This window comes from Vibrio sp. SCSIO 43009 (assembly GCF_023716525.1).
GTDB lineage: Bacteria > Pseudomonadota > Gammaproteobacteria > Enterobacterales > Vibrionaceae > Vibrio > Vibrio alginolyticus.
In genome coordinates this window covers 408,417-432,023 of the sequence record NZ_CP071842.1, presented here as the reverse complement: position 1 = coordinate 432,023, position 23,607 = coordinate 408,417, and the positions used below count along the sequence as shown (strand labels likewise).

Here is a 23,607-nt window from a genome sequence, read left to right as displayed (position 1 = left end):
TTTTATCTTTGGTTTTACAGTCAGCGTTACACTAAGCGATTAACGCGGTCTCCGCGCTCGAAAGCGTTAATGTTCTCAATCAAGATTTCCGCTAAACGTTGGATAGATGAGTCGCTGCCCCATGCAACATGCGGTGTCAGTAACAAATTAGGTAAACTCATATTGGCAATCAGCGGATTGCTCTCATCAGCCGGTTCTTGTGTAAAAACATCAAAACCAGCCGCTGCAATTTCTTGCTGTTTTAAGGCATCCACCAGTGCGCTCTCATCCACCAAACCTCCACGCCCTGTATTAATCAAAATGGCGTTGGACTTCATTTGTTTCAACTCTGCTTGACCAATTAAATTCTGAGTATGATCGTTGAGCGGGCAATGCAAAGTCAGCGCATCGGAGCGTTTTAATACTTCCTCAAACGACACATAACCTGGTCTACATTCTGCCGCCCCTTTACGCTCAGAAAACAACACGGTCATTCCTAACGCTTGAGCCAGATTCGCCGTCGCTTGCCCTAGTGCCCCACTACCAACAACACCTAACGTGCTACCACCAATATCCCCGATTGGGTGAGTAAAAAAACAAAACTGCTGGTTACGCTGCCACTCACCTGCGGCAATATCTTGGTGGTACCCAAATAAATTCCGTCTTAAAGCGAATAACATTGCCATCACGTGCTCGGGCACCGAACGCGTCGCATAACCACGTACATTAGCAACCGCAATATCATGATTAGCACAGTAGTTCACATCGACGTTGTTAAAACCAGTTGCGGCAACCGCGATCATTCGTAATTTTGGTAGTTGCTCTAATACATGTTGGTCAAGCAGGACTTTATTGCTAATCACGATATCGGCATCTGCTAACCTTTCTATTACCTGCCCAGGCGCAGTTAGGTCGTACTCACGCCAGTGGTGCGGAAAGCTAGGTCGTGGGATCTCAATATGTTCTGGGATAGTCGCTCGGTCTAAAAATACGATGCTTGGCAAAGACATAACAACTCCTTGTTCACGGCTGAAAGACAGGATACATCAACCACAGTAACGAAATAGCCAAAAATAGCGAACTAGAAAGAACCGCTGTTGAGTGCAATTGGCATTAAGGGTGTGGCAACGTTTTATAATCAGGCAATGTACGCTCTGGCGAAAAATAGTTAAAGATCATCGCCTCGGCTTCAGGATAAAAGTCACAGGGTACAAAAATACTTCTCAACTGATCCGTAGCTGGGTGATAAAAACTTAGCTCCGCAGCGTGCAACTCTAAACGCTCTGAAAACTGATACGCCTCTTCAGTTGCATAAAACTCATCACCAATAATCGCATGACCAATCGCCATCAAATGCACGCGTAACTGATGCGATCGACCAGTAATGGGCAGTAGTCGCACAACGGTCGTATGGGTGCCATCAGGGTGTACTTCACGCTTCACCACTTGGAATAAAGTTTGAGATGGTTTGCCGTCGTCGAAACATACTTTTTGTCGTGGACGATTTGGCCAATCACAAATTAATGGAAGATCAATATTCCCTTCTTGCGGCTCAACATGCCCCCAAACACGTGCGTAATACACCTTGTGAGTGAGGCGATATTGGAACTGCTTTTTTAATGCTCGCTCCGCGGGTTTGTTTTTCGCCAGCAACATCAACCCTGATGTCGACATATCCAAGCGATGCACAACTTGAATTTCTGGATGCAACTCTTTGAGGCGGCTCCACATGCTGTCGTAATGCTCTGCAAGGCGACCAGGGACAGACAGCAGCCCTGATGGTTTATTCACTGCCAGAATGTCGTCATCCTCAAAAACGATATCAACCCAAGGGTCGGTGGGAGGGGTATATTCAAGCATTGCCATGGGAGATCTCTACAAAATAAAAACGCCGCGATTATATACCCAAATAGCACCCAGATGCAGGATTCTGAAGAAAAGTTCAACCCAATAAAACAAAGTCAATCCTTTAGCATAAAAACTAAAAATAGCACGTTGTAAATTTAGTTTGACAACAAGACGCATAACTGAATAGAGTGCTAGATGCACACAGCATGATATTCGCAAAGAATACTTAAAATAAATACACCAAAACACAGCATTTAAAAGACATTACCGTTGCGCAGTATAGGGCGTTCGCTCAGCTTGTCATGTACTGCGGTATGTATCTCTTTAGAAAGATACATAAGATAAAAAGGACAATAAGCAATGGACTCCGCCGTTATAGATAAACCCCAATCCAAACTTTCCTTATTTTTTCGTTCGCTAGGCCCCGGCATATTAATGGCATCTGCTGCGGTCGGTGGCTCTCACCTCGTGGCATCAACCAAGGCTGGTGCGATTTATGGTTGGCAATTGGCTGCACTGATTCTGCTCGTAAACCTGTTTAAATACCCTTTTTTCCGAGCGGGCGTACAGTACACCATGGGGACAGGGCTGACCTTGGTTGAGGGCTACGCGAAATTAGGTCGGCCTTATCTATGGCTATTTCTATTTCTGAGCGTGGTATCGGCCGTCATCAATACCGCCGCTTTGTTGATGTTTAGCGCTAGCTTGCTGGGCTACTTCATTCCGTTTTCACTATCAATGGCATCACTCAGCATCATTGTGATTGTCACCTGCCTGATCATATTATTTGCTGGCCATTACAAAGCGCTCGATACGCTATCTAAGGTGATCATGTCGGTGTTAACCATCGCGACTTTACTCGCTGTTTCTATCGCCTTTGGTAACCCTGTTGAGCAAGTAGCCAACTTCGAGCCGCCGTCACCTTGGTCTATTGCGGCTATTGGTTTTATCGTCGTGACAATGGGGTGGATGCCTGCACCGATAGAGATCTCCTGTTTAACCTCAGCGTGGCTAAAACGCCAATCAAGCCAGCAAGAAGTAACATACCGCTCTGCTCTATTTGACTTTAATGTCGGTTATATTGGCACGGCGTTTCTTGCCATTATCTTTGTATCGCTAGGCTCTTTGATGCTTTATGGTTCTGGCGTTGCGCTTGAAAGCTCTGGCGTTGGCTTCTCCCACCAATTGGTTGGCTTATATGCGGCAACGATTGGCGAATGGTCTCGTTACTTGATCGCGGTAATTGCGTTTTTCTGTATCTTTGGCAGCACGATTACCGTTATTGATGGCTATTCGCGCGTTATTTCGGATTCTCAACGCTTACTGCGCTCGCAACCAGACACTAACCCTAAAACCACTTCAGCGATCATGCTGGTAGTCTCCTTACTTGCATTGGGTATTGTGGTTTTCTGGGCTTCTGCGTTATTGCCTATGCTGAACTTTGCGATGATCCTCGCCTTTATGACCACGCCATTCTTTGCTCTGCTAAATTACACCTTAGTGAGCAAAACTGAGTTACCTGAGCCTTTGGCTGTTGGACCTAAACTAAAGTGGTTGTCGATTGCAGGCCTGATTTACTTGTTTGGCTTCTTGGCTGTATTTATCTGGTGGAAGTGGTTGATGTAAATGAGGTAGCTATCAGTGATTAATGCATTCCGCATAAAGAAACTAAACCGTAAATAAAGAAAAAGGTCTTCAACTGAAGACCTTTTTTTAATGAGCAATAAACACTTACTTAGTTGTGGCTCACCACAATCAAACGCAGCGAGTCGAGCTGAACCTGAGCTTGGTTGATGTAACCAGTGAGCTCTTTAATTTGTGCGTCGATAGCTTCAATTTCTTCGTCACGAATATTTGGGTTCACCGCTTTCAGTGCTTGCAAACGCTCAAGTTCTGCATTCAAACTGTGCTGCATATCTTGATGAGCTTGTTTGCGTACTTCTTCAACCTTCTCTTCAATAAGAACATCACCGGCTTCAATTAAGCGGTGTACATCTTTCTGTACCGACGTAACCAACTTGCTACCTAAGTGACGGTTTACAGGGCTGAGCTGGCGGTTAAAGCTTTCAAACTCCACTTGAGCAGACAAATCATTACCACGCGAGTCCATCATTAAACGGATTGGCGTTTTCGGTAAGAAGCGCGCGATACCACTGCGTTTTGGCGCTTGCGCATCTACCGCGTAAATCAACTCAAGAAGAATAGTCCCGACTGGTAACGCTTTGTTTTTCAATAGAGATACCGCAGACGTCCCCACCCCTTCACTCATAAGAAGATCGATACCACCCTGGATCATTGGGTGTTCCCAACTGATAAAGTGCATATCTTCACGAGATAACGCTGTATCACGATCAAACGTGATCGTCGCTCCTTCGTATGGCAGACCTGGGTAGCTTGGCACCATCATGTGCTCAGATGGGGTCACAATCAGGGCGTTTTCACCTTTATCGTCTTGATTCAAGCCAATCGTGTCAAAAAGAGAAAGTGCGAAGGTGACCAGATTGGTATCGCCGTCGGTTGATTCAATTTTCTCAACGATTTGTTGTGCTTTTTCCCCGCCATTTGAATGCATTTCTAATAGGCGATCACGGCCTTGCTCCAATTGGGATTTCAGCTCTTTATTCATTTTTGCTGACGCTTCAATGATCTCATCTAGCGTGCTGGTATCACCAGAGGCAAGAATTTCAATCAGATCATCGGAGTACTTATCGTAAACAGCACGGCCTGTTGGGCAGGTTTCCGCAAAAGCGTTCAGGCCTTCATCGAACCAACGTGCTAGGATCGCTTGCGATGTGCCTTTCAGGTAAGGAACATGAATGTCGATATCGCGATTTTGACCGATACGGTCCAAACGACCAATACGTTGCTCAAGCAAGTCTGGGTTGAATGGCAAGTCGAACATGACAAGTTGGTTGGCAAACTGGAAGTTACGACCTTCAGAGCCGATTTCGCTACAGATAAGAACTTGTGCTCCACCTTCTTCTTGCGCAAAGTAAGCCGCCGCTTTGTCACGTTCAAGAATCGACATACCTTCGTGGAAAACGGTGGCGCGGATACCTTCACGCTCACGCAGTGCTTGTTCCAATTGCAGTGCGGTACTCGCACGAGAAGCAATCACGAGGATTTTCTCGCTGCGCTTCTCTTTTACTTTTTCAAGCAACCAATTCACACGCGAGTCAAACTGCCACCAGCTCGCGTCATCGCCTTCAAATTCTTGGAAAATTTCTTCCGGGTAAAGGTTCTTCATCGCACGTGCTTCAGAACTCATCTTACCGCCAATCATCCCAGCAACACGCATTGATGTAGTGTATTGCGGTGGAATATCCATTGGCATCAGATGCACGTTACGCTTAGGGAAGCCTTTGATGGCCGCGCGCGTGTTACGGAACAGAACACGCCCTGTACCATGACGATCCATCAAGTTATCGATCAGCTCTTGGCGTGCCGACGCTTTAGCTTCTTCGTCCGCTTCACTTTCGATAATGCGGAAAAGTGGTTCTACGTCTTGTTCAGACAATAACTCAGTGATCTGGTTTTTTGCTTCATTAGGTAGCTTTTCACCGGAAAAGAGTGAAGTAATCGCATCTGCTACGGGCGCGTATTGCTCTTCTTCCTCAACGAATGCTTCGTAATCATAGAAGCGGTCTGGGTCCAATAAACGCAGACGAGCAAAGTGACTCTCACGACCAAGCTGCTCTGGCGTTGCAGTCAGTAGCAACACACCTGGAGTACGTTCAGCCAAGCCTTCTACCACTTGGTATTCACGGCTCGGTTTATCTTGGCTCCATTCAAGGTGATGCGCTTCATCGACAACCAGTAGGTCCCATTCACCTTCCAGTGCTTGTTCAAAACGCTTGCGGCTCTTGCGTAGGAAATCCAAAGAACACAGCACATATTGCTGAGTATCAAATGGGTTTTCTGCATCCGCAAAAGCTTCGATACAGCGCTCTTCGTCAAAGATAGAGAAATGCAGATTGAAACGACGCATCATCTCAACCAGCCATTGATGCTGCAGTGTTTCAGGCACCACAATCAAAATGCGTTCGGCACGACCAGACAGAACTTGTTGGTGGATGATCATGCCCGCTTCGATGGTTTTACCCAAACCTACCTCATCCGCCAACAAGACGCGTGGCGCGTGACGACGGCCAACTTCGTGCGCGATGTAAAGCTGATGAGGGATCAAACCTGCACGCATACCACATAGGCCACGCATTGGGCTCTTATGCTGCTCAAACTGGTTGGTTAGCGCACGGTAACGCAGAACAAAGTTGTCCATACGGTCGATTTGACCGGCGTACAACTTATCTTGAGGTTTGTTAAAACGAATTTGGTTGCTAAGGAAAATCTCACGCAGAACAACAGCGGTTTCTTGCGTGTCTTCACGAGTACCGAAATAGGTGTAAAGACCTTCATCTTCCAGTACTTCTTCTACTTTTAGAGACCAACCTTCTTGGCAATCGATGACATCCCCAACATTAAAGGTGACTCGGGTAACAGGTGCATCGTTACGTGCGTAAACTCGGTTTTCCTCTGACGCTGCAAACATCAATGTCACAGTACGAGCATCCATTGCTACAACGGTACCTAAACCTAAATCGCTTTCCGTATCGCTAATCCAGCGCTGCCCCAAAGCAAATGTCATGAATTGACTACCTCGTTATTAGTTCTTGATTCGTATTTCTTGTTGGTCTACTCATGCCCGTGGGCATGGATAATAGTTTAGATCTGATTCTGGCTTCTGCTATGCCGATAGCATTCGTCATTTCAGTATGAACTGAGTATTTTTTAAGCCAGCTCAACATGATAAATCGGACGTAGCCTATACGCAGAAAAAGGTCGCTAATCTTACTTGAAGCTGTGATTTAGGTCACGCCGAAACCGCACCAAGCAGAAACTTTTTTTCCCAAACTCTAAATGCAATCAAATTGTAAAATACTCATGCCAATTATTAAGTTGTAGAACGTAAATATTACGTATACTTCTAATGAGGGGCGTTTAAAACCATTGCATATGATTTAAGCGCGTTAGTACACGATTAGGATCAACACGGGTTTGCAGTAAGTTGTCTTGCTACTCGGTTGCACACTAGCCGACATCAGCCCGACAACCTCTATTGCAAGCAATCAGAGTTAGGTCACTTCACACCTATTTGGAAACGACCTAACAACTCGCATGCAGAGCCGTACTACGGCAAGGAGACGCTATGGGCGATACCGATCGGAAACTGTTTGTACTCGATACCAACATTCTTCTTCATGAACCCTTTGCCATCTTCTCTTTCCAAGAACACGATGTCGTTATCCCCATGACCGTGTTGGAAGAACTCGACCGAATCAAAGACAGTAAGCGCGACGTTGCAAGAGATGCGCGCGTGGCTATTCGCACCTTGGAAGATTTGTTTAAAGAAGCAACGCCAGATGAAATCTCTGAAGGCATTCCTGTTTCTAAAGACAACCCCGACCAAGGTACCATTTCCATTTTGGCGGATTTTGAACTGCAGGAAACCGTCAAAGCCTTCGCCGACAAAGCCGGTGACAACCGTATTCTCAACGCGGTGCTTTATCTGCAAAATAAACGTGCACCACGTGAAGTGGTACTGATCACGAAAGACATCAACATGCGTCTGCGAGCCAAAGGGGCTGGTGTACGCTTTGTTGAGGACTATAGAACCGACCAACTGATTGACGACATTCAATACCTAACCAAAGGCTTTCAATTGCGTGAAGGTGATTTCTGGAGCGGTATTGAGGAAGTAGAAAGCTATGCACTGGGCGGAAAAACTTACCACAAACTCAGTCGCGAACCCTTCGACCCAACCTTTATCAACCAATACGTTATTGATGAAGACAGTGACTTTGCTGGTCGCGTAGAAACCATCAATGAAGACAAGCTAACGCTTCTCGACCTGAGCCGCGAACGTCTAATGCATCGTAAGGCTTGGGACATCACACCTAAAAATATCTACCAGGGAATGGCGTTAGATGCCTTACTCGATCCAGAAATTGACTTGGTGATTCTAACGGGTGCGGCGGGTAGTGGTAAGACATTACTGGCAATGGCAGCAGCATTGGAGCAAACCATTGAAAAAAGCATGTTCGATAAAATTATCGTAACACGTAACACGCCAGATATCGGTGAATCCATCGGCTTCTTACCCGGCTCCGAAGAGGAGAAAATGATGCCGTGGTTAGCGGCGGTGACCGATACCTTGGAAGCGCTACATAAACACGATCACTGCACTGAAGGCTCATTGAAGTACATCTGCGATAAAGCCAACATTCAATTTAAATCGATCAACTTTATGCGTGGCCGTTCGATTCAAAATGCGTTTGTACTGCTTGATGAGTGTCAAAACCTCACTGCATCACAAATCAAAACCATCATCACCCGCTGTGGTGAAGGAACCAAAATCGTCTGCTCCGGTAACTTGGCGCAGATTGACTCCCATTACCTCACCCCAGTGACCTCTGGTTTGACCTACATGGTTGAACGCTTCAAGAACTTTGAAGGCAGCGCGAATATTCACCTTAACGGCGTGGTTCGTAGCCGCTTGGCGGAATTTGCTGAAGAAAACCTGTAATTGACACCGACTCACAAAGCAAAAGAGCGCTCTAATGAGCGCTCTTTTTATAACGATTCAACTGAGTTACTCAGTGCCACCCACTGTCAGTGAGTCCAGTTTCAAGGTCGGCTGACCAACACCAACTGGCACACTTTGACCTGCTTTACCACATACGCCAACGCCCTTGTCGATACTTAGGTCGTTACCGACCATAGAGACTTGCTGCATTGCTTCGATACCTGAGCCAATCAACGTCGCACCTTTAACAGGGCGCGTAATTTTACCGTTTTCAATCAAGTATGCTTCGGATGCAGAGAACACAAACTTACCCGAAGTAATGTCCACCTGGCCGCCACCAAAGTTTGGCGCATACAACCCTTTCTCGACCGTCGAGATTATTTCTTCTGGCGTATGTTCACCTGGTAGCATGTAGGTGTTGGTCATACGCGGCATTGGTAAATGTGCATAAGACTCACGACGACCGTTACCTGTTGGGTTCACATCCATTAACCGCGCGTTTAGCTTGTCTTGCATGTAACCTTTCAGCACACCATTTTCGATAAGCGTGTTGTACTGGCCGTTTACCCCTTCATCATCCACATTCAGTGAACCACGAAGGTCTTTTAACGTGCCATCATCGACGATGGTACACAGCGAAGACGTCACTTGTTGACCCATTTTGCCAGAGAAAACCGAAGATTCCTTCCGGTTAAAATCACCTTCTAGGCCATGACCTACCGCTTCGTGTAGCAACACGCCAGGCCAGCCAGAACCCAATACCACTGGCATCATGCCAGCTGGTGCTGCTTCTGCTTCAAGGTTGATTAACGCCATGCGAATCGCTTCGTCTGCGTAATGAAAAGCTTGTTTCACACCATTGCTTTCCGTTAAAAAGAAATCGTAACCGAAACGGCCGCCGCCACCAGCGCTACCGCGTTCACGTCGTTCACCTTTTTGTGCAAGCACACTAATAGACAAACGCACCAAAGGACGAATATCGCCTGCATAAGTACCGTCTGTTGCCGCAACAAGCATCTGCTCATGCACACCGCTGATGCTGATCGAGACTTCTTTAATCAATGGTTCTTTAGTGCGGATGTAAGCATCTAGAGATTTGAGCAATTCTGTTTTTTGCTGCTTTTCCCATTCAGCTAGTGGATTCACAGCGGCGTAGTACGCTTGGTTTTCGGTGCGTTTAAACGCTTGGACTTTACCATTCTGCCCTTGCTGAGCAATACCGCGCGCCGCCATTGCACTCTGCTTCAGGCCTTCAGGCTGGATTTGATCAGAGTAGGCAAAGCCGGTTTTCTCGCCAGTTACTGCACGGACACCAACACCACAATCAATGTTAAAAGAGCCATCTTTGATGATGCTGTCTTCTAGAACCAGAGACTCATGCCAGCTGGACTGAAAGTAAATGTCCGCATAATCGATCTGGCGCGTCGCAATGCTGGCAAGCGTGTCAGCAATGTCTTGTTCTGTCAGACCATTTGGGGCAAGGAGTGCCTGTTCTATTTGGTTTGTGCTCATAGTTAGCTCTTTTATTTCCGTCTCAATTCATTTTGAAAGCGACTGTGTTGAGTCAGCGGCATATTCTGCCTTACTTGTTGGCTTTGTGACAAATCTATCTCTGTCACCAATAAGCCTACTTCATCCTGAAGCTGTTTATGGATACGTCCCCAAGGGTCAACGACCATTGAGTGTCCCCATGTTTTTCGTCCACATGGATGCGTTCCAGTTTGTCCGCTTGCCAAAATCCAACATTGTGTCTCAATCGCTCTAGCTCGCAATAGTATTTCCCAGTGAGCTTGCCCCGTCACAGCGGTAAACGCAGCGGGCACCACAATGATATCCGCCCCTTCTTGACGTAATACTTTATAAAGTTCTGGGAAACGTAAATCATAACAAATGCTCAATCCAACACTGCCGATATCAGTTTCCGCAACGACTATTTGATTACCCGCCATAAACGTATCCGACTCACGATAACTACCATAACCATCGGCTACGTCGACATCAAACATGTGCAGTTTGTCATAGTGAGCAATGCATTTACCGTGCGGCGGTAATACCAGTGTTGTGGTCGTGACACCTTTTGCGGTTTGAATGGGCATGCTTCCGACAATCAGTGTTAACTGGTTCTTTTTTGCGATTTCACAGAGCCGCTGTTGAATCATGCCACTACCAAGTGGCTCTGCATGTTGATGATAAGCTTCGCGACTGGCAAATAGCACTGTATTTTCAGGAGTAAGAACAAGTTTGGCACCTTGCTTGCTCGCTAAAGCACACTGTTTTTCAATGAAGTCCAAATTCACGTTAATATCCGGACCCGAAGTCATTTGAATAATGCCAACACGTTCCATGTGTTTCCTCCCTATTCCATTATATTCGGTGAGTTATTTGGCCTGTTCACGCAGTTTTTCTGGTAGCTTATATTCACCTTTACTTCGCGAAATTTCTTTCACCGTTGGTGAATCTAGTGGGCCTTTCACTTCATAATTGACTTGAGTGAAGACCTCTACCACCGGAGATATCACCGTAGAGATGGCCAAGACATACAAAGCAGTTTGAGGCGCAACGGCAAACGCGGTCAGCATTGGTAGGCCTGATGTGATGTCTGGTGTGAATTTCACTTCCGCATCAACCATTCTGCTGTTCATATTAGCGATGCCGCGGATTTGCATTTCCCCTGCTAACGCATCCATTACGATATCATTGGTGATAAACACACCGTCTTGGATTTTGCCCGTTCCCGTGATCGAGTTGAATGCCATGCCTTTATCGAATACGTCGGTAAAGTCGAGCTGCATCTTACGGATGATAGAATCCAAGCTAAACAAGCCTAACAAGCGTGCCGCACCACTAACTTCACTGATCACGCCTTTACCAAATTCCGTTGAGACGTTTCCTTGCAAGGTTTGTGTCTTCATTGACCAAGGTGCGCCGTCCCATTCCATATTGGCATTGATCTCAAATGGTGCTTGTTGAATGCCTGATGTAATACCAAAGCGCTCCATAAGATCGGTGTTGTTATCACCTTTCATTTTCATGGTTAAGTTGGAATGACTACTCTCTTTCGTCAGGTCCCACCAACCACTCATATCAATGCGGTTTTTGCCGCTACTAAAGGTGATATTTTTCCACTCCAAGCGGTTCTCGCGACGCTGCAAATCAACATTAACTTTGCCCACTTTGTAACCTTGCAGCCAAAAATCATCGATGTTCAAAGTTAAGTTTGGCATCTCTGCGTGAAACTTGCGGTCAAAATTGGTAATCAAAGGTGCGTTTTGATCTTCACTCGCAAAGATTGAACTGCGCTCTTTGGTCATCTCTTCAAACCCTGGGATGTACAGATGCAAGTGCTCTAGAGAGACCGATAGATCATAGGGTTTCAGATAGTTAGCTTTCCCTTTAACCTCTTGACTGTCCACCTCGAGTTGCCAACTCAAATTTTTCTTGCTTGCTGAAAAATCCACATCATGAAACTCAATCCCACCGAGCTGTAAGTTTGGCGTTTCAACTTCAATGCGTGTCGGCAATGGAATGGTCGGCGTTTTCATGCTTGCCAAAACAGACGATGAAGGCTTGCTCTCAGAGACCTGCGCAAGCTCCGCCCATTGGTCTAAATTCAGTTCTTCGACACGCACCGAAGCATCGTGCCCGACAATAGGACTAATCCGGAAGCCACCTTTGCCAACCATTAAATGAGTCGCAGTCAGAACCGGGACATCGCCAGCGATATCTATCTCAGTTTGATACTTCACATTTGGGATCTGTAGTCGTGCTGAAATACTCTCTTGGTTGCCGGATGCTTGCAGTTTCGCTTGCCCAGACTCACCAATTTTTTTCGCTAAAGGATAAGGATATTGACTAGCCAGACGATTTAGCTGCGCCAGCACTTCAAGCTGATAAGTGAAACCAACATCATTGAGTTGCAAGTCAATATCCATTTGCCACGGCGCATGGCCAGAAACAAGGTTTAACCAACGCTCACCGACATAGGGTTTGAGCGGCTCGACATCCCAATCTCCTAGTGTATTAATTGTCACGTTGTAGCCTTGCTCCGCACTCTCTCCATGGAAATCAAGAGAGATAGGCTGTTGTAATAATTCGGCCGACAAACCCGATGTGGTAACCACATCATTGTCGAAGGTGATACGTCCTGTGGCGTTTTCAAGCGTCATTGGCGGCGCTTCAATATCAACACGATTTTCTGTTAAATCGGCATAACCCCAAGCGCGAGACTCTTTTTCAAAATCAAACGGTATGTTGAGTTGAAACTCAGAGTAAACGGGCCCACTCACTTGCAGCGCTGTCAATGCGGCACCGACTGAATCCACTAATGGCGTCGCCATCATGTAGTCACGGACTTCATTACCCGGCGCGCTTGCTTTCGCTTCAATCTCGATGTGTCCACCTTCTGCCAACTCAGGGATTCGCCCAGTGATACGCTTGGCATGAACGCCATTTAGTGTGGCTGATTTTGAATCCAAATACATGGCATCATTTTCAAACAGCAAGTCTAGCTGCAAATCCGTGATGGTTGGCCATGCCGTATCAAAGCTAAATTTCGCGTCTTTTAATCCAACCCAAGCTTGGAACATGCCATTATGTTCTTTGTAAGGAAAATCACCTAACTCGCCATACCACAACAATTTCGCTGTGTTCACTTTACCGCCCTGAATCGCGGTCGAAAGATAGTCGGTCAAGTCTTGTCCAAGTGCCAGAGTCGGTAGATAGCGCCATGTCTCACCCGCGTTGTAGAGATCCGCTTCGGCATAGAACGATAAAAATGGGCTTTGTTCTTTTGGAAAATCAAGACGGAATGCCCCCAGGACTTGAAGATCAGGCGTTGCTGCCGTCACTTTGTCCGACCACAAGCGCCAGCCGCTCTCATCTTGCTGCCAGATAATATCGACTTCACCTTGTTTGATATTCAGCGGAGCTTGGAATACATCGCCGTACGGAAATACATCATCAATGACGGTGACTTTTGCTTTAGCTTGATTCACATCCCCCGATACGCTGCCCTGTACGTGATGAAACCCGGGTAGGAGCTCCCATTGTGTCATCGCGAGTTCATCCAGTTCAGCCGAGTAGCGTAAGGTGTCTAAACCGCCGTTCATTGACAATCGGACATCTTCGACCCGACCTTTCGGTGCTAGTTTGTTAATAAGGTCACTGGTCGACTCTGACTCTGGAGCCAACTTGATGAGCGGAATGAGTGCTTCGATGTCGATTTGAGAGAGATTGAGCATCCAGCCGTTTGGTTGCCAATCAAACGCGACGTCTAGCTCTGGCCAAGGGGTGTTGTCGGTTCTGATCTGAAGTGAGTGGCCATTTACTTTCCAGCCTTGTCTATCTGGTCGAAGATTGAAAATTCCAGACTCAATAAACAGCTCATGATGTCCATCTTCATTCCACACCAACTCGGAAGGCAGTAATTCAACATAAGCATCATGCGGTTGGCTATGTTTGAGCGTTAGCCAAGTATTTAAGCTGACTTTACCCGACTCTGCTCCTGACTCTTCTTGCATGTAAGTGGTCAGCCAAGGTGTGACCGAGACATCTTGAGCACTCACGTAAAACTCACCAGATACATCGCGCAACGAGCCATGATCTTTAAAGTTAGCGCTTACTAACAATGAGTTCAGGCGAACATCGGCAATGCTAACCGTGCCCTCGGCTACGTGACGCTTCCCTTGATTACTCCAACGAAGCTGCTCAATATCTAAACGGCGAGTTTCACCTGACACAGACTTATACCAAATCCGTGAATCGCTAATAGTGAAGTCTTCGAACTGACGTAAAAGAAGTGAGTCGAGTTGGTCAATGAGTTTCACTTCGCTCTTATCCACTTCAGGCTTCGGATCTTGACGATGAGAAGTCGGCAGAATGTCTACCGTGTGAATGTCTAAAGCGAGGTTATGAATGGTAAGGTCTGCAACTACAGGTTTAAGTTGAAAAAGAGATTGAATAAGGTCGAACTCAATTTGGACTTCTTCAACAGCGAAGCGTGCATCTTGCACGTTTGGTAGATTTGCCTCTAAACCCAGTAACGCGATTGAGGGATGATTATTGCGCCACGTCCCTGCGACATTGGCAATAGAAACGTCAAAACCTGTGCCTTGCTTGACCCAGGTTTTGATCTCATCTTGGAAATGGTTAAGTTGCGGCAATGTGACGCGCAGCGTGGTCACTAATATGGCTAATAACACCAATACAGTAACTAAACTCCACGCACAAAAACGCCCAAAACGGTTAACACCAGAATTCACAAATGTTCCAAATTACATCATTACGACGTCAAACTGTTCCTGAATGTACAGGGGTTCAGCCTGAACTCGCACTTGCTTGCCAATAAATACTTCGAGCTCTGCCAACGCATGAGACTCATCGCCCAATAGCGCTTCAGCAACAAACGGCGATGCGTACACGACAAAATTATCGGCGTCGTAAGCACGGTTCACACGAGTAATCTCGCGTAATATCTCAAAGCATACGGTTTCGACCGTTTTCACGCTGCCACGGCCTTCACAAGTAGGACAGCCAGAACACAAGATATGTTCAATACTTTCTCGTGTGCGCTTGCGCGTCATTTCAACTAAGCCAAGCTGGGTAAAGCCGTTGATGTTGGTTTTTACTCGGTCTTTCGCCAGCGCCGTTTCCAGTGAGGTAAGTACTCGCTGACGATGCTCTTCGGATGCCATATCGATAAAATCAATAATGATGATACCGCCGAGGTTACGTAAACGTAGCTGACGCGCAATAGCTTGCGTTGCCTCTATATTGGTATTGAAGATAGTCTCTTCGAGATTACGACGACCAACAAATGCACCCGTGTTGATATCGATGGTGGTCATGGCTTCGGTTTGATCGATGATCAAATAGCCGCCCGATTTTAGCTCGACCTTGCGCTCTAAAGAACGCTGAATTTCGTTTTCGGTGTCGTACATGTCAAAGATTGGCTTGTCACCTTCGTAAAGCTCAAGCTTATCTGTTAACTCCGGTACATACTCAGAAGTGAATTCTTTCAGGTTCTCGTATTCAAGGCGGGAGTCGACCATGATCTTATCGAGCTCTGTGCCAACAAAGTCACGCAGAATGCGTTGAGCTAAGCCGAGTTCACCGTAAAGTGTTGAACGCGTTTTGTATTTTGAGCGACGCTCCATGACTTTTAGCCACAAACGCTTTAGAAATGCCGCATCTTGAGATAGCTCTTTTTCATCAGCGCCTTCTGCCGCGGTACGAATGATAAAACCACCGTGCTCATCGCAGTAATGGTTCACCACCTTTTTCAAACGCTCACGCTCTTTCTCACTTTCAATACGCTGCGAAACACCGACATGGCTGGCCCCCGGCATAAAAACAAGATAACGCGAAGGTAAGGTGATATCCGTCGTTAAACGCGCACCTTTCGTGCCGAGCGGATCTTTGACCACTTGCACAACAATGTCTTGTCCCTGGCGTACCAGTTCAGAGATATCACGGACTTGAAACTGCTGTTTTTCGTTTTCTGCCACACATTCGGTATGAGGAACAATATCTGACGCATGTAAAAACGCCGCTTTATCTAAACCAATGTCGACGAAAGCCGCCTGCATACCTGGTAACACTCGGCTTACTTTGCCTTTGTATATATTGCCCACAATACCGCGACGCGATTCGCGCTCGATATGTATTTCTTGTAGTACTCCACCTTCAATCATGGCCACACGAGTTTCACTCGGGGTCACGTTAAGCAGCAATTCTGCACTCATGTGCACACCTCAAAACAATTATAAAAATTCTTGAATTAGCTGATCGGTTTCGAACAAAGGTAAGCCTACTACAGCGTGATAACTGCCTTCGATTCGGGTGACAAATCGCCCTCCGAGTCCCTGAATACCATAACTTCCAGCTTTATCGCATGGCTCTCCTGACTGCCAATATTGTTCGATTTCTTCGTGAGTCAGTGGTTTGAACCACACGTCAGTGGTAACGACCACTGAATGTTGTTGTTCCGATGATACAACGCTCACCGCAGTCATCACTTGATGACGACGACCCGATAAGTCAGTAAGCATACGCTTTGAATCTTCAAAACTTTTTGGTTTTTCTAGCACACGGTCATCGCATACTACGACCGTATCAGAGCCCAATACAACGGAATCAGGCTTAGCCAACGCTAAGCCTGCCTGAGCTTTTTCCAAAGAAAGACGCAACACGTAATCTCGTGCTTGCTCATGAGCCTGTTTGGCTTCCTCAATATCAGGCAATACGATCTCAAAATCATAACCCAGTTGAGCAAGCAGCTCTTTTCTTCTCGGAGAACCCGATGCGAGAACGAGAGATAAGCTTTTCTTCACCGCTTTACCTTACGTGCCATGCACGACGAACTCGTCGCATTAATAAAAACATCCATGGCCAAAGTATACAGTTTATTGCCGCCGTCCACAGAGATAATGGATTAAATACTACGTCCTGGTTCAAATATTCCCCACAGAATATCAAAACTTCCAATAACGCAGTAAAAAAGGCAATTAAAATCGACTGTTGCCACAATGCCATGTTGCGAATCAACAGGAAATTCAGCGCCACAAGGTAGATAACGATCGACATCATCATGCCACGAATTCCAAGCGTTGAGCCGATCAAGATATCCCACAATAAGCCCAACACTAGCGCAGTTCCGACGTTCACTCGGTGCGGTAGTGCCAACACCCAATAACACGTGACAAGGAACAACCATGACGGACGTAACACATCTAACACACCTGGCCATGGAATGGTTTGCAGTACCAGCGCAACGAAGAAACTGACGCCAATCACCATTCGGCTACTCAATACATTATTGGCCATCGGTTACCTCTTGTTCTTGCTCTAACCCTTCATCTACATTGGACCGCAGTACTTTGTGTTGACGGTCTTCATTCGGCCAAATCAGCAGTAGGTAGCGTAAGCGATCAAATTCCACAACCGGCTCAGCCTTGATTGAGGCGAACTCTTGACGCGTATCGTGATCCACATTGGTAACCGTCGCGACTGGATATCCTTCAGGGTAAATACCACCTAAACCGGATGTCACCAATAAATCACCAACCTGAATATCTGTGCTGGTTGGAATGTGCTCCAGTTGGATTTCATCCATTTCACCATTGCCCGATGCGATCACTCGGATATCATTGCGGATCACCTGGACAGGAATTGCATTTTTCGCGTCCGTTAGCAGCAGAACACGTGCGTTGTGCGCTGCGACAAACGTGACCTGACCAACGATGCCTTTCTCATTGATAACAGGCTGACCAACGTAAACACCATCAATACGGCCTTTATCGATCACCACTTGATGACGATAAGGTGAAGTATCAACCGCCATTACTTCTGTCACGACTTTCTTTTCATCACGGACAAATGAAGATCCTAACAACTTACGTAAGCGTTGGTTTTCTTCTTTATACTGGTCGAGCAAGATAAGCTCGCTTTTCAGGCGTAGCACTTCTCGCTTTAAGCTGCGATTGCCTTCAACCAATGCCTGATGAGAATTAAAACGTTCAAATACGCCATCGAACATACTACGAGGTAAATTCGCTGCGTACTGAATCGGTGCAACCATACTGTTTAGTAGGTATCGAACGTTGGAAAACGTATCTAGACGACTATCGGCCAGCATTAAGCTCGCCGACACGATGACAGCAAAAAACAGACGTAATTGCAGAGACGGACCTCTGCCGAAAATCGGTTTCATCTTGTTTTTGACCTGATTGCTTCCATGATTATTGAGCCTTACTTGGCAACCTAAAAATACTTAACTAAATACTTTTAGGTATGGAGCATGTTTGAATTACAGAGAGAGCAGAAATGAAGGTGAAGCCCGACATGAGCTTCACCTAAACCTTTATTCTTCAGAGAACAGATCGCCACCGTGCATGTCGATCATTTCTAGTGCTTTACCGCCACCACGCGCAACACACGTTAGTGGATCTTCCGCGATAACCACAGGAATACCAGTTTCTTCCATTAGTAGACGGTCTAGGTCTTTAAGTAGTGCACCACCACCGGTTAGTACCATACCGTTTTCAGAAATGTCTGAAGCAAGCTCTGGTGGACACTGTTCTAGTGCAACCATGACTGCTGATACGATGCCAGATAGCGGCTCTTGAAGCGCTTCTAGGATCTCGTTTGAGTTCAAGCTAAAGCTGCGTGGCACACCCTCTGCAAGGTTACGACCGCGAACTTCAATCTCTTGAACTTCATCACCTGGGTAAGCAGAACCGATTTCGTGTTTGATCTTTTCAGCCGTTGCTTCACCAATCAAGCTGCCGTAGTTACGACGTACGTAGTTGATCACAGCTTCATCAAAGCGGTCACCACCGATACGTACAGACGATGAGTAAACCACACCGTTTAGAGAGATAACGGCAACTTCAGTTGTACCGCCACCGATATCGACCACCATTGAACCTGTCGGCTCAGATACGCGTAAACCAGCACCAATTGCCGCCGCCATTGGCTCGTCGATTAGGTAAACTTCACGCGCACCAGCACCAAGTGCTGATTCACGAATTGCGCGACGCTCAACTTGGGTAGAACCACAAGGAACACAAACAAGAACACGTGGGCTTGGCTTTAGGATGCTGTTATCGTGCACTTGCTTGATAAAGTGCTGAAGCATTTTTTCGGTTACGTAGAAGTCAGCGATTACGCCGTCTTTCATTGGGCGAATAGCGGAAATGTTGCCAGGTGTACGACCAAGCATCTGTTTTGCTGCGTGACCGACTGCAGCAACGCTTTTTGCAGAACCTACACGATCTTGACGAATAGCAACTACAGAAGGTTCATCAAGGACAATTCCTTGCCCTTTTACGTAAATTAGAGTGTTGGCTGTACCTAAATCGATAGATAGATCGTTAGAAAACATGCCACGAAGTTTCTTAAACATACTCTTCGCTCATCCTGCAAAAATATAGAAGACAAAAATTGCTCTAAATGTACCAATGCCTCGCTGTCACAGCAAGGTATTGGTACACAAACATGAGCAGAAAGCCTCAATTTCTTGCAGTTTCCTAACTTAAGGGCAAAAACCTAAGTTGTTACTGTCCGGTTAACCCTGGCTCACCACGGTAAATCACGCGATCGTTACCTCGATGAATACCAAAGGTGACGACGGAGGATGGGTTTTCTTCGGAGCCATCATTGTCCCAATCATATTTGAGCCAAGGGAGGTTGTTACCACTAGGGTCGAGATTAAGCCAAACTTCAGCTTGTTGACGTCCACAGTCTGCGCGCTCTTGCTTAGCAATAAGTTCACGCATGGCACCATCGTTAACCGTCGTTCTGACGCCTTCAAGTAAAATGTCGCAGTCGGAGCCATCATCAGGCCAAACTGGCTCCTGGCTTTTTAGAGTTGGGGACACTGTTGTCCCGTTATCCTTACTGTTTAAAACGAATCGGGTATCTCTCCAATACTCCACTCTAAGGGGGATATTAACAGATTTACCCTGATTCACTCCCACATCATCCAGAGCTATGCGACCAAACCTGACATCAGGTTGCGATAGTAGCTGTTGCGAAACCATTCTATCTTCAGTGCTATTTTGCCCTTCTTTTAAGAACATCGTAGGATCAACATAGCCAGATACTTTAGTTCCATTATTATTAAGTGAAAGCGAAATAGACGTTTCGATGGAACTATCCTTGTCTGCCGGTAGTTTTGAATTAAATGGACCATCGGGACTCGGCAAAGATAAATCTTTACGCCAATAAACTGAGTTATCCCAAGTTTTGCTCCACACAGCTCCCGACCAGTTATCACTAGTCAAATCGGAATCCAAAATGCTAAGTCTATCTGAGTAACCACCAGCCAAATACAAATCTGCTTTTAAAGAATTGGCAAAACCACCATAATTTTGAGTTGTGTAACCGTTAGCGTTATATGCTGTGACTTCAAACTTAACCGATTCAAAATTCTGTCCCATATATACAGATTGATTCTGATTATCAGGGTAGGTCCACTCTGTCCCGGTGACTTTAAAGTAATCCGGATAGAAGCGCCCAATGGTTGACTTACCATCGGCTATTTTAAATGCATTACTACCAAGATATAGAGATGTGCCAATATCATCGCCATTTTCATCTTTAGCAACTGGTGCCTCAGCAATAAGCTCGAAAACACCGACTTCTGAAACCGATTGATCAAACGTCACACTGCCACGAGACCATTTACTTGATTCTGGTAGCTTCTCATTTAGAAGTTTGGCTAATGAACCATTAGACGGGTACTTCACTTTATTACTAACCGTAATAGTCTTCTCTTGATAGTTCTCAGCAACCGTATCATCATCTTGCAATGCCGAGATGGTTAACTCAAAAACTTCACCAGCAGCAACAAACCCCGAAGAGCAGCCATTTTTACTGTTGGTGCACTCTCCGCTCTTATCACCACTCTTTGCAGTAACTTTCAGTTTTGAAGGAAAACTAACGAAGCTGCCGAATCCATCCGAGTCATCAACACCTTCAACACTGGCTTTAAGTTTGACCTTTCCAGCTTCAGAGTATCTCAACTTAAAGAATGCCTTGCCTTCATCATCAAAATAAACATTAGGCAGGTATTTATTAGCTCTGGTTAGCTCGACATTTGAACTCCATTCTACAGCCTGATCTTTCACTTTTTTCTTGTAAGAAATCACGACAGGTTGAGAGCTATCGATCGGTGCCACTTCATAATCAATCGACATATTAACACCGCGAGATTCACCGCCGTCTTCAGTTCGAGTTGAACAAAACGATAGGTAGTCCTCCCCCGTAGATTCGCGACTAGCAACTACATCATTAACATTCACCGCAAGCACATTTGAAGCGAAGGTTACATTACAGTTGTTAGCAGATAGTGGCCCGCCATTAATTCGACATCGTGCCCCTTCAAAGCCAAACTGTGGTACGGAACTTTGATCGATACCCAAAGTAATATCGCCAGCTCTTGAACCTTGCAGCTCAAGCTGAGTTTCATTCTCAAACTGTACATTTGTACCACCAACCCAGTTGGCAACATTATTGCCAGTAGATGGAAGTAAAGTGACAGAGAGAGGCGTTAAGCTGCCATCATCGTATGCATCTCTAGGATATTGCTCAGAACAACTTTCATTCATACAAGCTCTAAGTGTCACATCAGAAGCCTGACACGTACTGCCTGAGCCTGAGTAGTCAAACTCGAAATGATGAATACCATCTGTTAATCGCGAGTACTTGTCCGCACAGACTCGGAAGTTATCAATATCATGCGTATTGGTAAGCATACCTGTGGATGCCGTTACCGACAGACGGAAGTTATCTGGAATATAGTTAAAACCACCTTTTTTCAAAACGTTAAACTCTTCGATAACAGGATCCCATCCGCCATTTTTTCCGACTTTTCGAAATACAGCCAGCGTTATCGTATCGGTGTTACGCGAATTTAAAACTACTTTATAACGATGCAGTTTCTCTTTACCTTTTCGATTATCCAACGAGCTGCTGTATTTTTTGCCAGTGATATACGGATAACCTTTCAACCACTTACCATTCGCATCTTGGACGCCCTGTCCACGCACCCCAACATTATCAGCAACACTATTTGAAACGATTTTCTCGCTCCCTTCACGAATGTAGTTACCAAACTCATCAATACCAATACCTAGCCAGCCACCAGCAAAGCCTTCTACATCTTTGGAGACTTCAGGGTAGTGATTCTTTAGAAGCTTCATCCCGTAACCAAGCGGACCACCAAATGCCCCGGTTTGAGGAGGGACACTCGCATCAGAAATCACCAGCGCAACACCGTCAGCACCATTCCCACCATATGCATTGTGATCAAACTCAATCTCTAAATAGTTCTGATCTGACGGAAAAATATAGTTATATGCGGAGGCTGTTGCCTGCTCTGGTTTATTTGAGTTTAAGATGAAACGTCCATCAGAGATATGGGGCTCGTCACTGGTACCAAAGCCCATCACCGACCAGTTTGACAATGAACCTGAATTGAAGTTTTCTTCTGGTAATAGTGAACATTGCTGTGTTGGAGGAATAACAGGAACTAATTCAGGACAAAGTGAGGCTACAGCCTCTATTGGGCACTCTCCGGTCTGGGGGGGCTGACAGTTGGGATCATCTACACCACAATAAATGTCACTATCATTGTACTCGTAAGAATGTGATTTTGAGTTAACAGAACCACAGACGGTCGAGCTTTTTACTGTGGCTTTCCCGTGGGACTGAATCGCTTCACTAAGAGTATAAACACCTCGATTTTGATCGAGTTTAGAGTTAGTCAACGATACTTCGCTACCTGTTGATTCTACCCGGCCACAAACCAATGAGTTTTTAATATCGACTTTATGTAGAGCGAGAATATTTCCGTGTACTTGGTTATGGCTCTCTAGGATCACCTCGTGACCTTCACTAGTTACATCCCCAGTAACTTTCGTTTGTTTTAAAGTAACTTTGCTTCGTGCCCAAACATCACCTTGAATTTCATTTTCATTTGATTCTGTCTTTACTTCACCGCCTTGACTTGTAACTTTCCCCTCGACAACCGTCTTCTTCAACGTTATATCACCATGCGCTATAACATCACCATGAATCCTGTTACCATTGCTCTCCGTTTTAATTTGTCCACCCGTACTCGTAACATTGCCATTCACTGTTACTTTCGAGAGAGTTACGTCTTTAGCCCCCTCAACACTGCCATTAATGACATTCCTTTTACCTTTTATCTCAATACCATCAGAGTAACTGGTAACATTGCCTTGTACTTCTGCATCTTCAAGAAGCACCTTTCCGTGGGATACGTAGATTAAACCGTGAACCTTAATATCGTTCTTGAGTTCAACTGCACCGAAAGACTCCACACGCCCAAAAATTTCAATGTCATTTTTACCTTTGAAATCGCTGTTCTTGGATAGGATATTGATCGAATGTTCACTGCTTCCTAAAGTATTTTTTCCTTTAAGTTCAACACCACCATAAACATGAATGTTGATATCACGGTAAGCGTTGACTGACTGGCCTACATTCATTGTAAGACCATTGGGACAAATATAGTTGCCAAAATCATAATAATACCCACCACAGAAGCTCCCTCTGGCTTTCATTTTCCCCTGACTAATCGACCAATATGGAGTCATATCATTTGGAACAGCAGAAAAACTTTCAGAAGAAAACAAACTGACGAATAAAGCAGTAATTATTATTCTTTTCAT

The 23,607-nt window shown here is 45.7% G+C and carries 14 protein-coding genes; 2 read left to right on the top strand and 12 right to left on the bottom strand.

Features of this window, described 5'->3' with window-relative positions:
• Positions 1–26: 26 nt before the first annotated feature.
• Positions 27–989 (bottom strand): D-2-hydroxyacid dehydrogenase, encoded by a 963-nt coding sequence (locus tag J4N43_RS01980; RefSeq protein WP_149191737.1) that lies wholly within the window; start codon positions 987–989, stop codon positions 27–29.
• A 103-nt stretch (positions 990–1,092) separates the two neighbouring features.
• A complete protein-coding gene (locus tag J4N43_RS01975; RefSeq protein ID WP_005388428.1) occupies positions 1,093–1,845 on the bottom strand; it encodes a pseudouridine synthase in 753 nt (250 codons plus the stop codon).
• A 342-nt stretch (positions 1,846–2,187) separates the two neighbouring features.
• On the opposite strand from J4N43_RS01975, the gene J4N43_RS01970 reads away from it, so the two are divergent.
• Positions 2,188–3,453: an NRAMP family divalent metal transporter gene (locus J4N43_RS01970; protein WP_005381130.1), complete on the top strand. Its 1,266-nt coding sequence runs from the start codon at positions 2,188–2,190 to the stop codon at positions 3,451–3,453.
• Between the two features lie 109 nt (positions 3,454–3,562).
• On the opposite strand, the gene rapA is transcribed toward J4N43_RS01970, so the two are convergent.
• The gene (gene rapA, locus J4N43_RS01965; protein WP_005381132.1) at positions 3,563–6,472 is read right to left on the bottom strand and encodes an RNA polymerase-associated protein RapA; all 2,910 of its coding nucleotides are present in this window, start codon (positions 6,470–6,472) and stop codon (positions 3,563–3,565) included.
• A 561-nt stretch (positions 6,473–7,033) separates the two neighbouring features.
• Here rapA and J4N43_RS01960 point away from each other — a divergent pair.
• Positions 7,034–8,410 carry a PhoH family protein gene (locus J4N43_RS01960; protein WP_005381133.1) on the top strand — a complete coding sequence of 459 codons (1,377 nt, stop codon included), beginning with the start codon at positions 7,034–7,036 and terminating at the stop codon, positions 8,408–8,410.
• A 66-nt stretch (positions 8,411–8,476) separates the two neighbouring features.
• On the opposite strand, the gene tldD is transcribed toward J4N43_RS01960, so the two are convergent.
• The 9 genes from tldD to J4N43_RS01915 all read right to left on the bottom strand — a co-directional run bounded on the left by tldD (position 8,477) and on the right by J4N43_RS01915 (position 23,607).
• Positions 8,477–9,922, bottom strand: a complete 1,446-nt coding sequence (gene tldD / locus J4N43_RS01955) for a metalloprotease TldD (protein WP_151514346.1) — start codon at positions 9,920–9,922, stop codon at positions 8,477–8,479.
• An 11-nt stretch (positions 9,923–9,933) separates the two neighbouring features.
• The gene (locus J4N43_RS01950) at positions 9,934–10,755 is read right to left on the bottom strand and encodes a carbon-nitrogen hydrolase family protein (RefSeq protein WP_158156919.1); all 822 of its coding nucleotides are present in this window, start codon (positions 10,753–10,755) and stop codon (positions 9,934–9,936) included.
• Positions 10,756–10,788: 33 nt separating this feature from the next.
• Entirely contained in the window at positions 10,789–14,670 is a 3,882-nt protein-coding gene (locus J4N43_RS01945) for a YhdP family protein (RefSeq protein WP_154205006.1), read from the bottom strand.
• Positions 14,671–14,682: 12 nt separating this feature from the next.
• The gene (rng, locus tag J4N43_RS01940) at positions 14,683–16,152 is read right to left on the bottom strand and encodes a ribonuclease G (protein WP_005381138.1); all 1,470 of its coding nucleotides are present in this window, start codon (positions 16,150–16,152) and stop codon (positions 14,683–14,685) included.
• An 18-nt stretch (positions 16,153–16,170) separates the two neighbouring features.
• The gene (locus J4N43_RS01935; RefSeq protein WP_005381139.1) at positions 16,171–16,740 is read right to left on the bottom strand and encodes a Maf family protein; all 570 of its coding nucleotides are present in this window, start codon (positions 16,738–16,740) and stop codon (positions 16,171–16,173) included.
• 4 nt (positions 16,741–16,744) lie between these two features.
• On the bottom strand, positions 16,745–17,233 hold the full coding sequence (gene mreD, locus J4N43_RS01930) for a rod shape-determining protein MreD (RefSeq protein WP_005381141.1): 489 nt from the start codon (positions 17,231–17,233) through the stop codon (positions 16,745–16,747).
• Positions 17,223–18,119: a rod shape-determining protein MreC gene (gene mreC, locus J4N43_RS01925; protein ID WP_005381142.1), complete on the bottom strand. Its 897-nt coding sequence runs from the start codon at positions 18,117–18,119 to the stop codon at positions 17,223–17,225. The genes mreD and mreC overlap by 11 nt, the downstream gene beginning before the upstream one ends.
• 150 nt (positions 18,120–18,269) lie before the next feature.
• Complete coding sequence (locus tag J4N43_RS01920) at positions 18,270–19,313, bottom strand: rod shape-determining protein (RefSeq protein WP_005381144.1); 1,044 nt, start codon at positions 19,311–19,313, stop codon at positions 18,270–18,272.
• 151 nt (positions 19,314–19,464) lie between these two features.
• Positions 19,465–23,607 (bottom strand): DUF8613 domain-containing protein, encoded by a 4,143-nt coding sequence (locus J4N43_RS01915; protein WP_199266799.1) that lies wholly within the window; start codon positions 23,605–23,607, stop codon positions 19,465–19,467.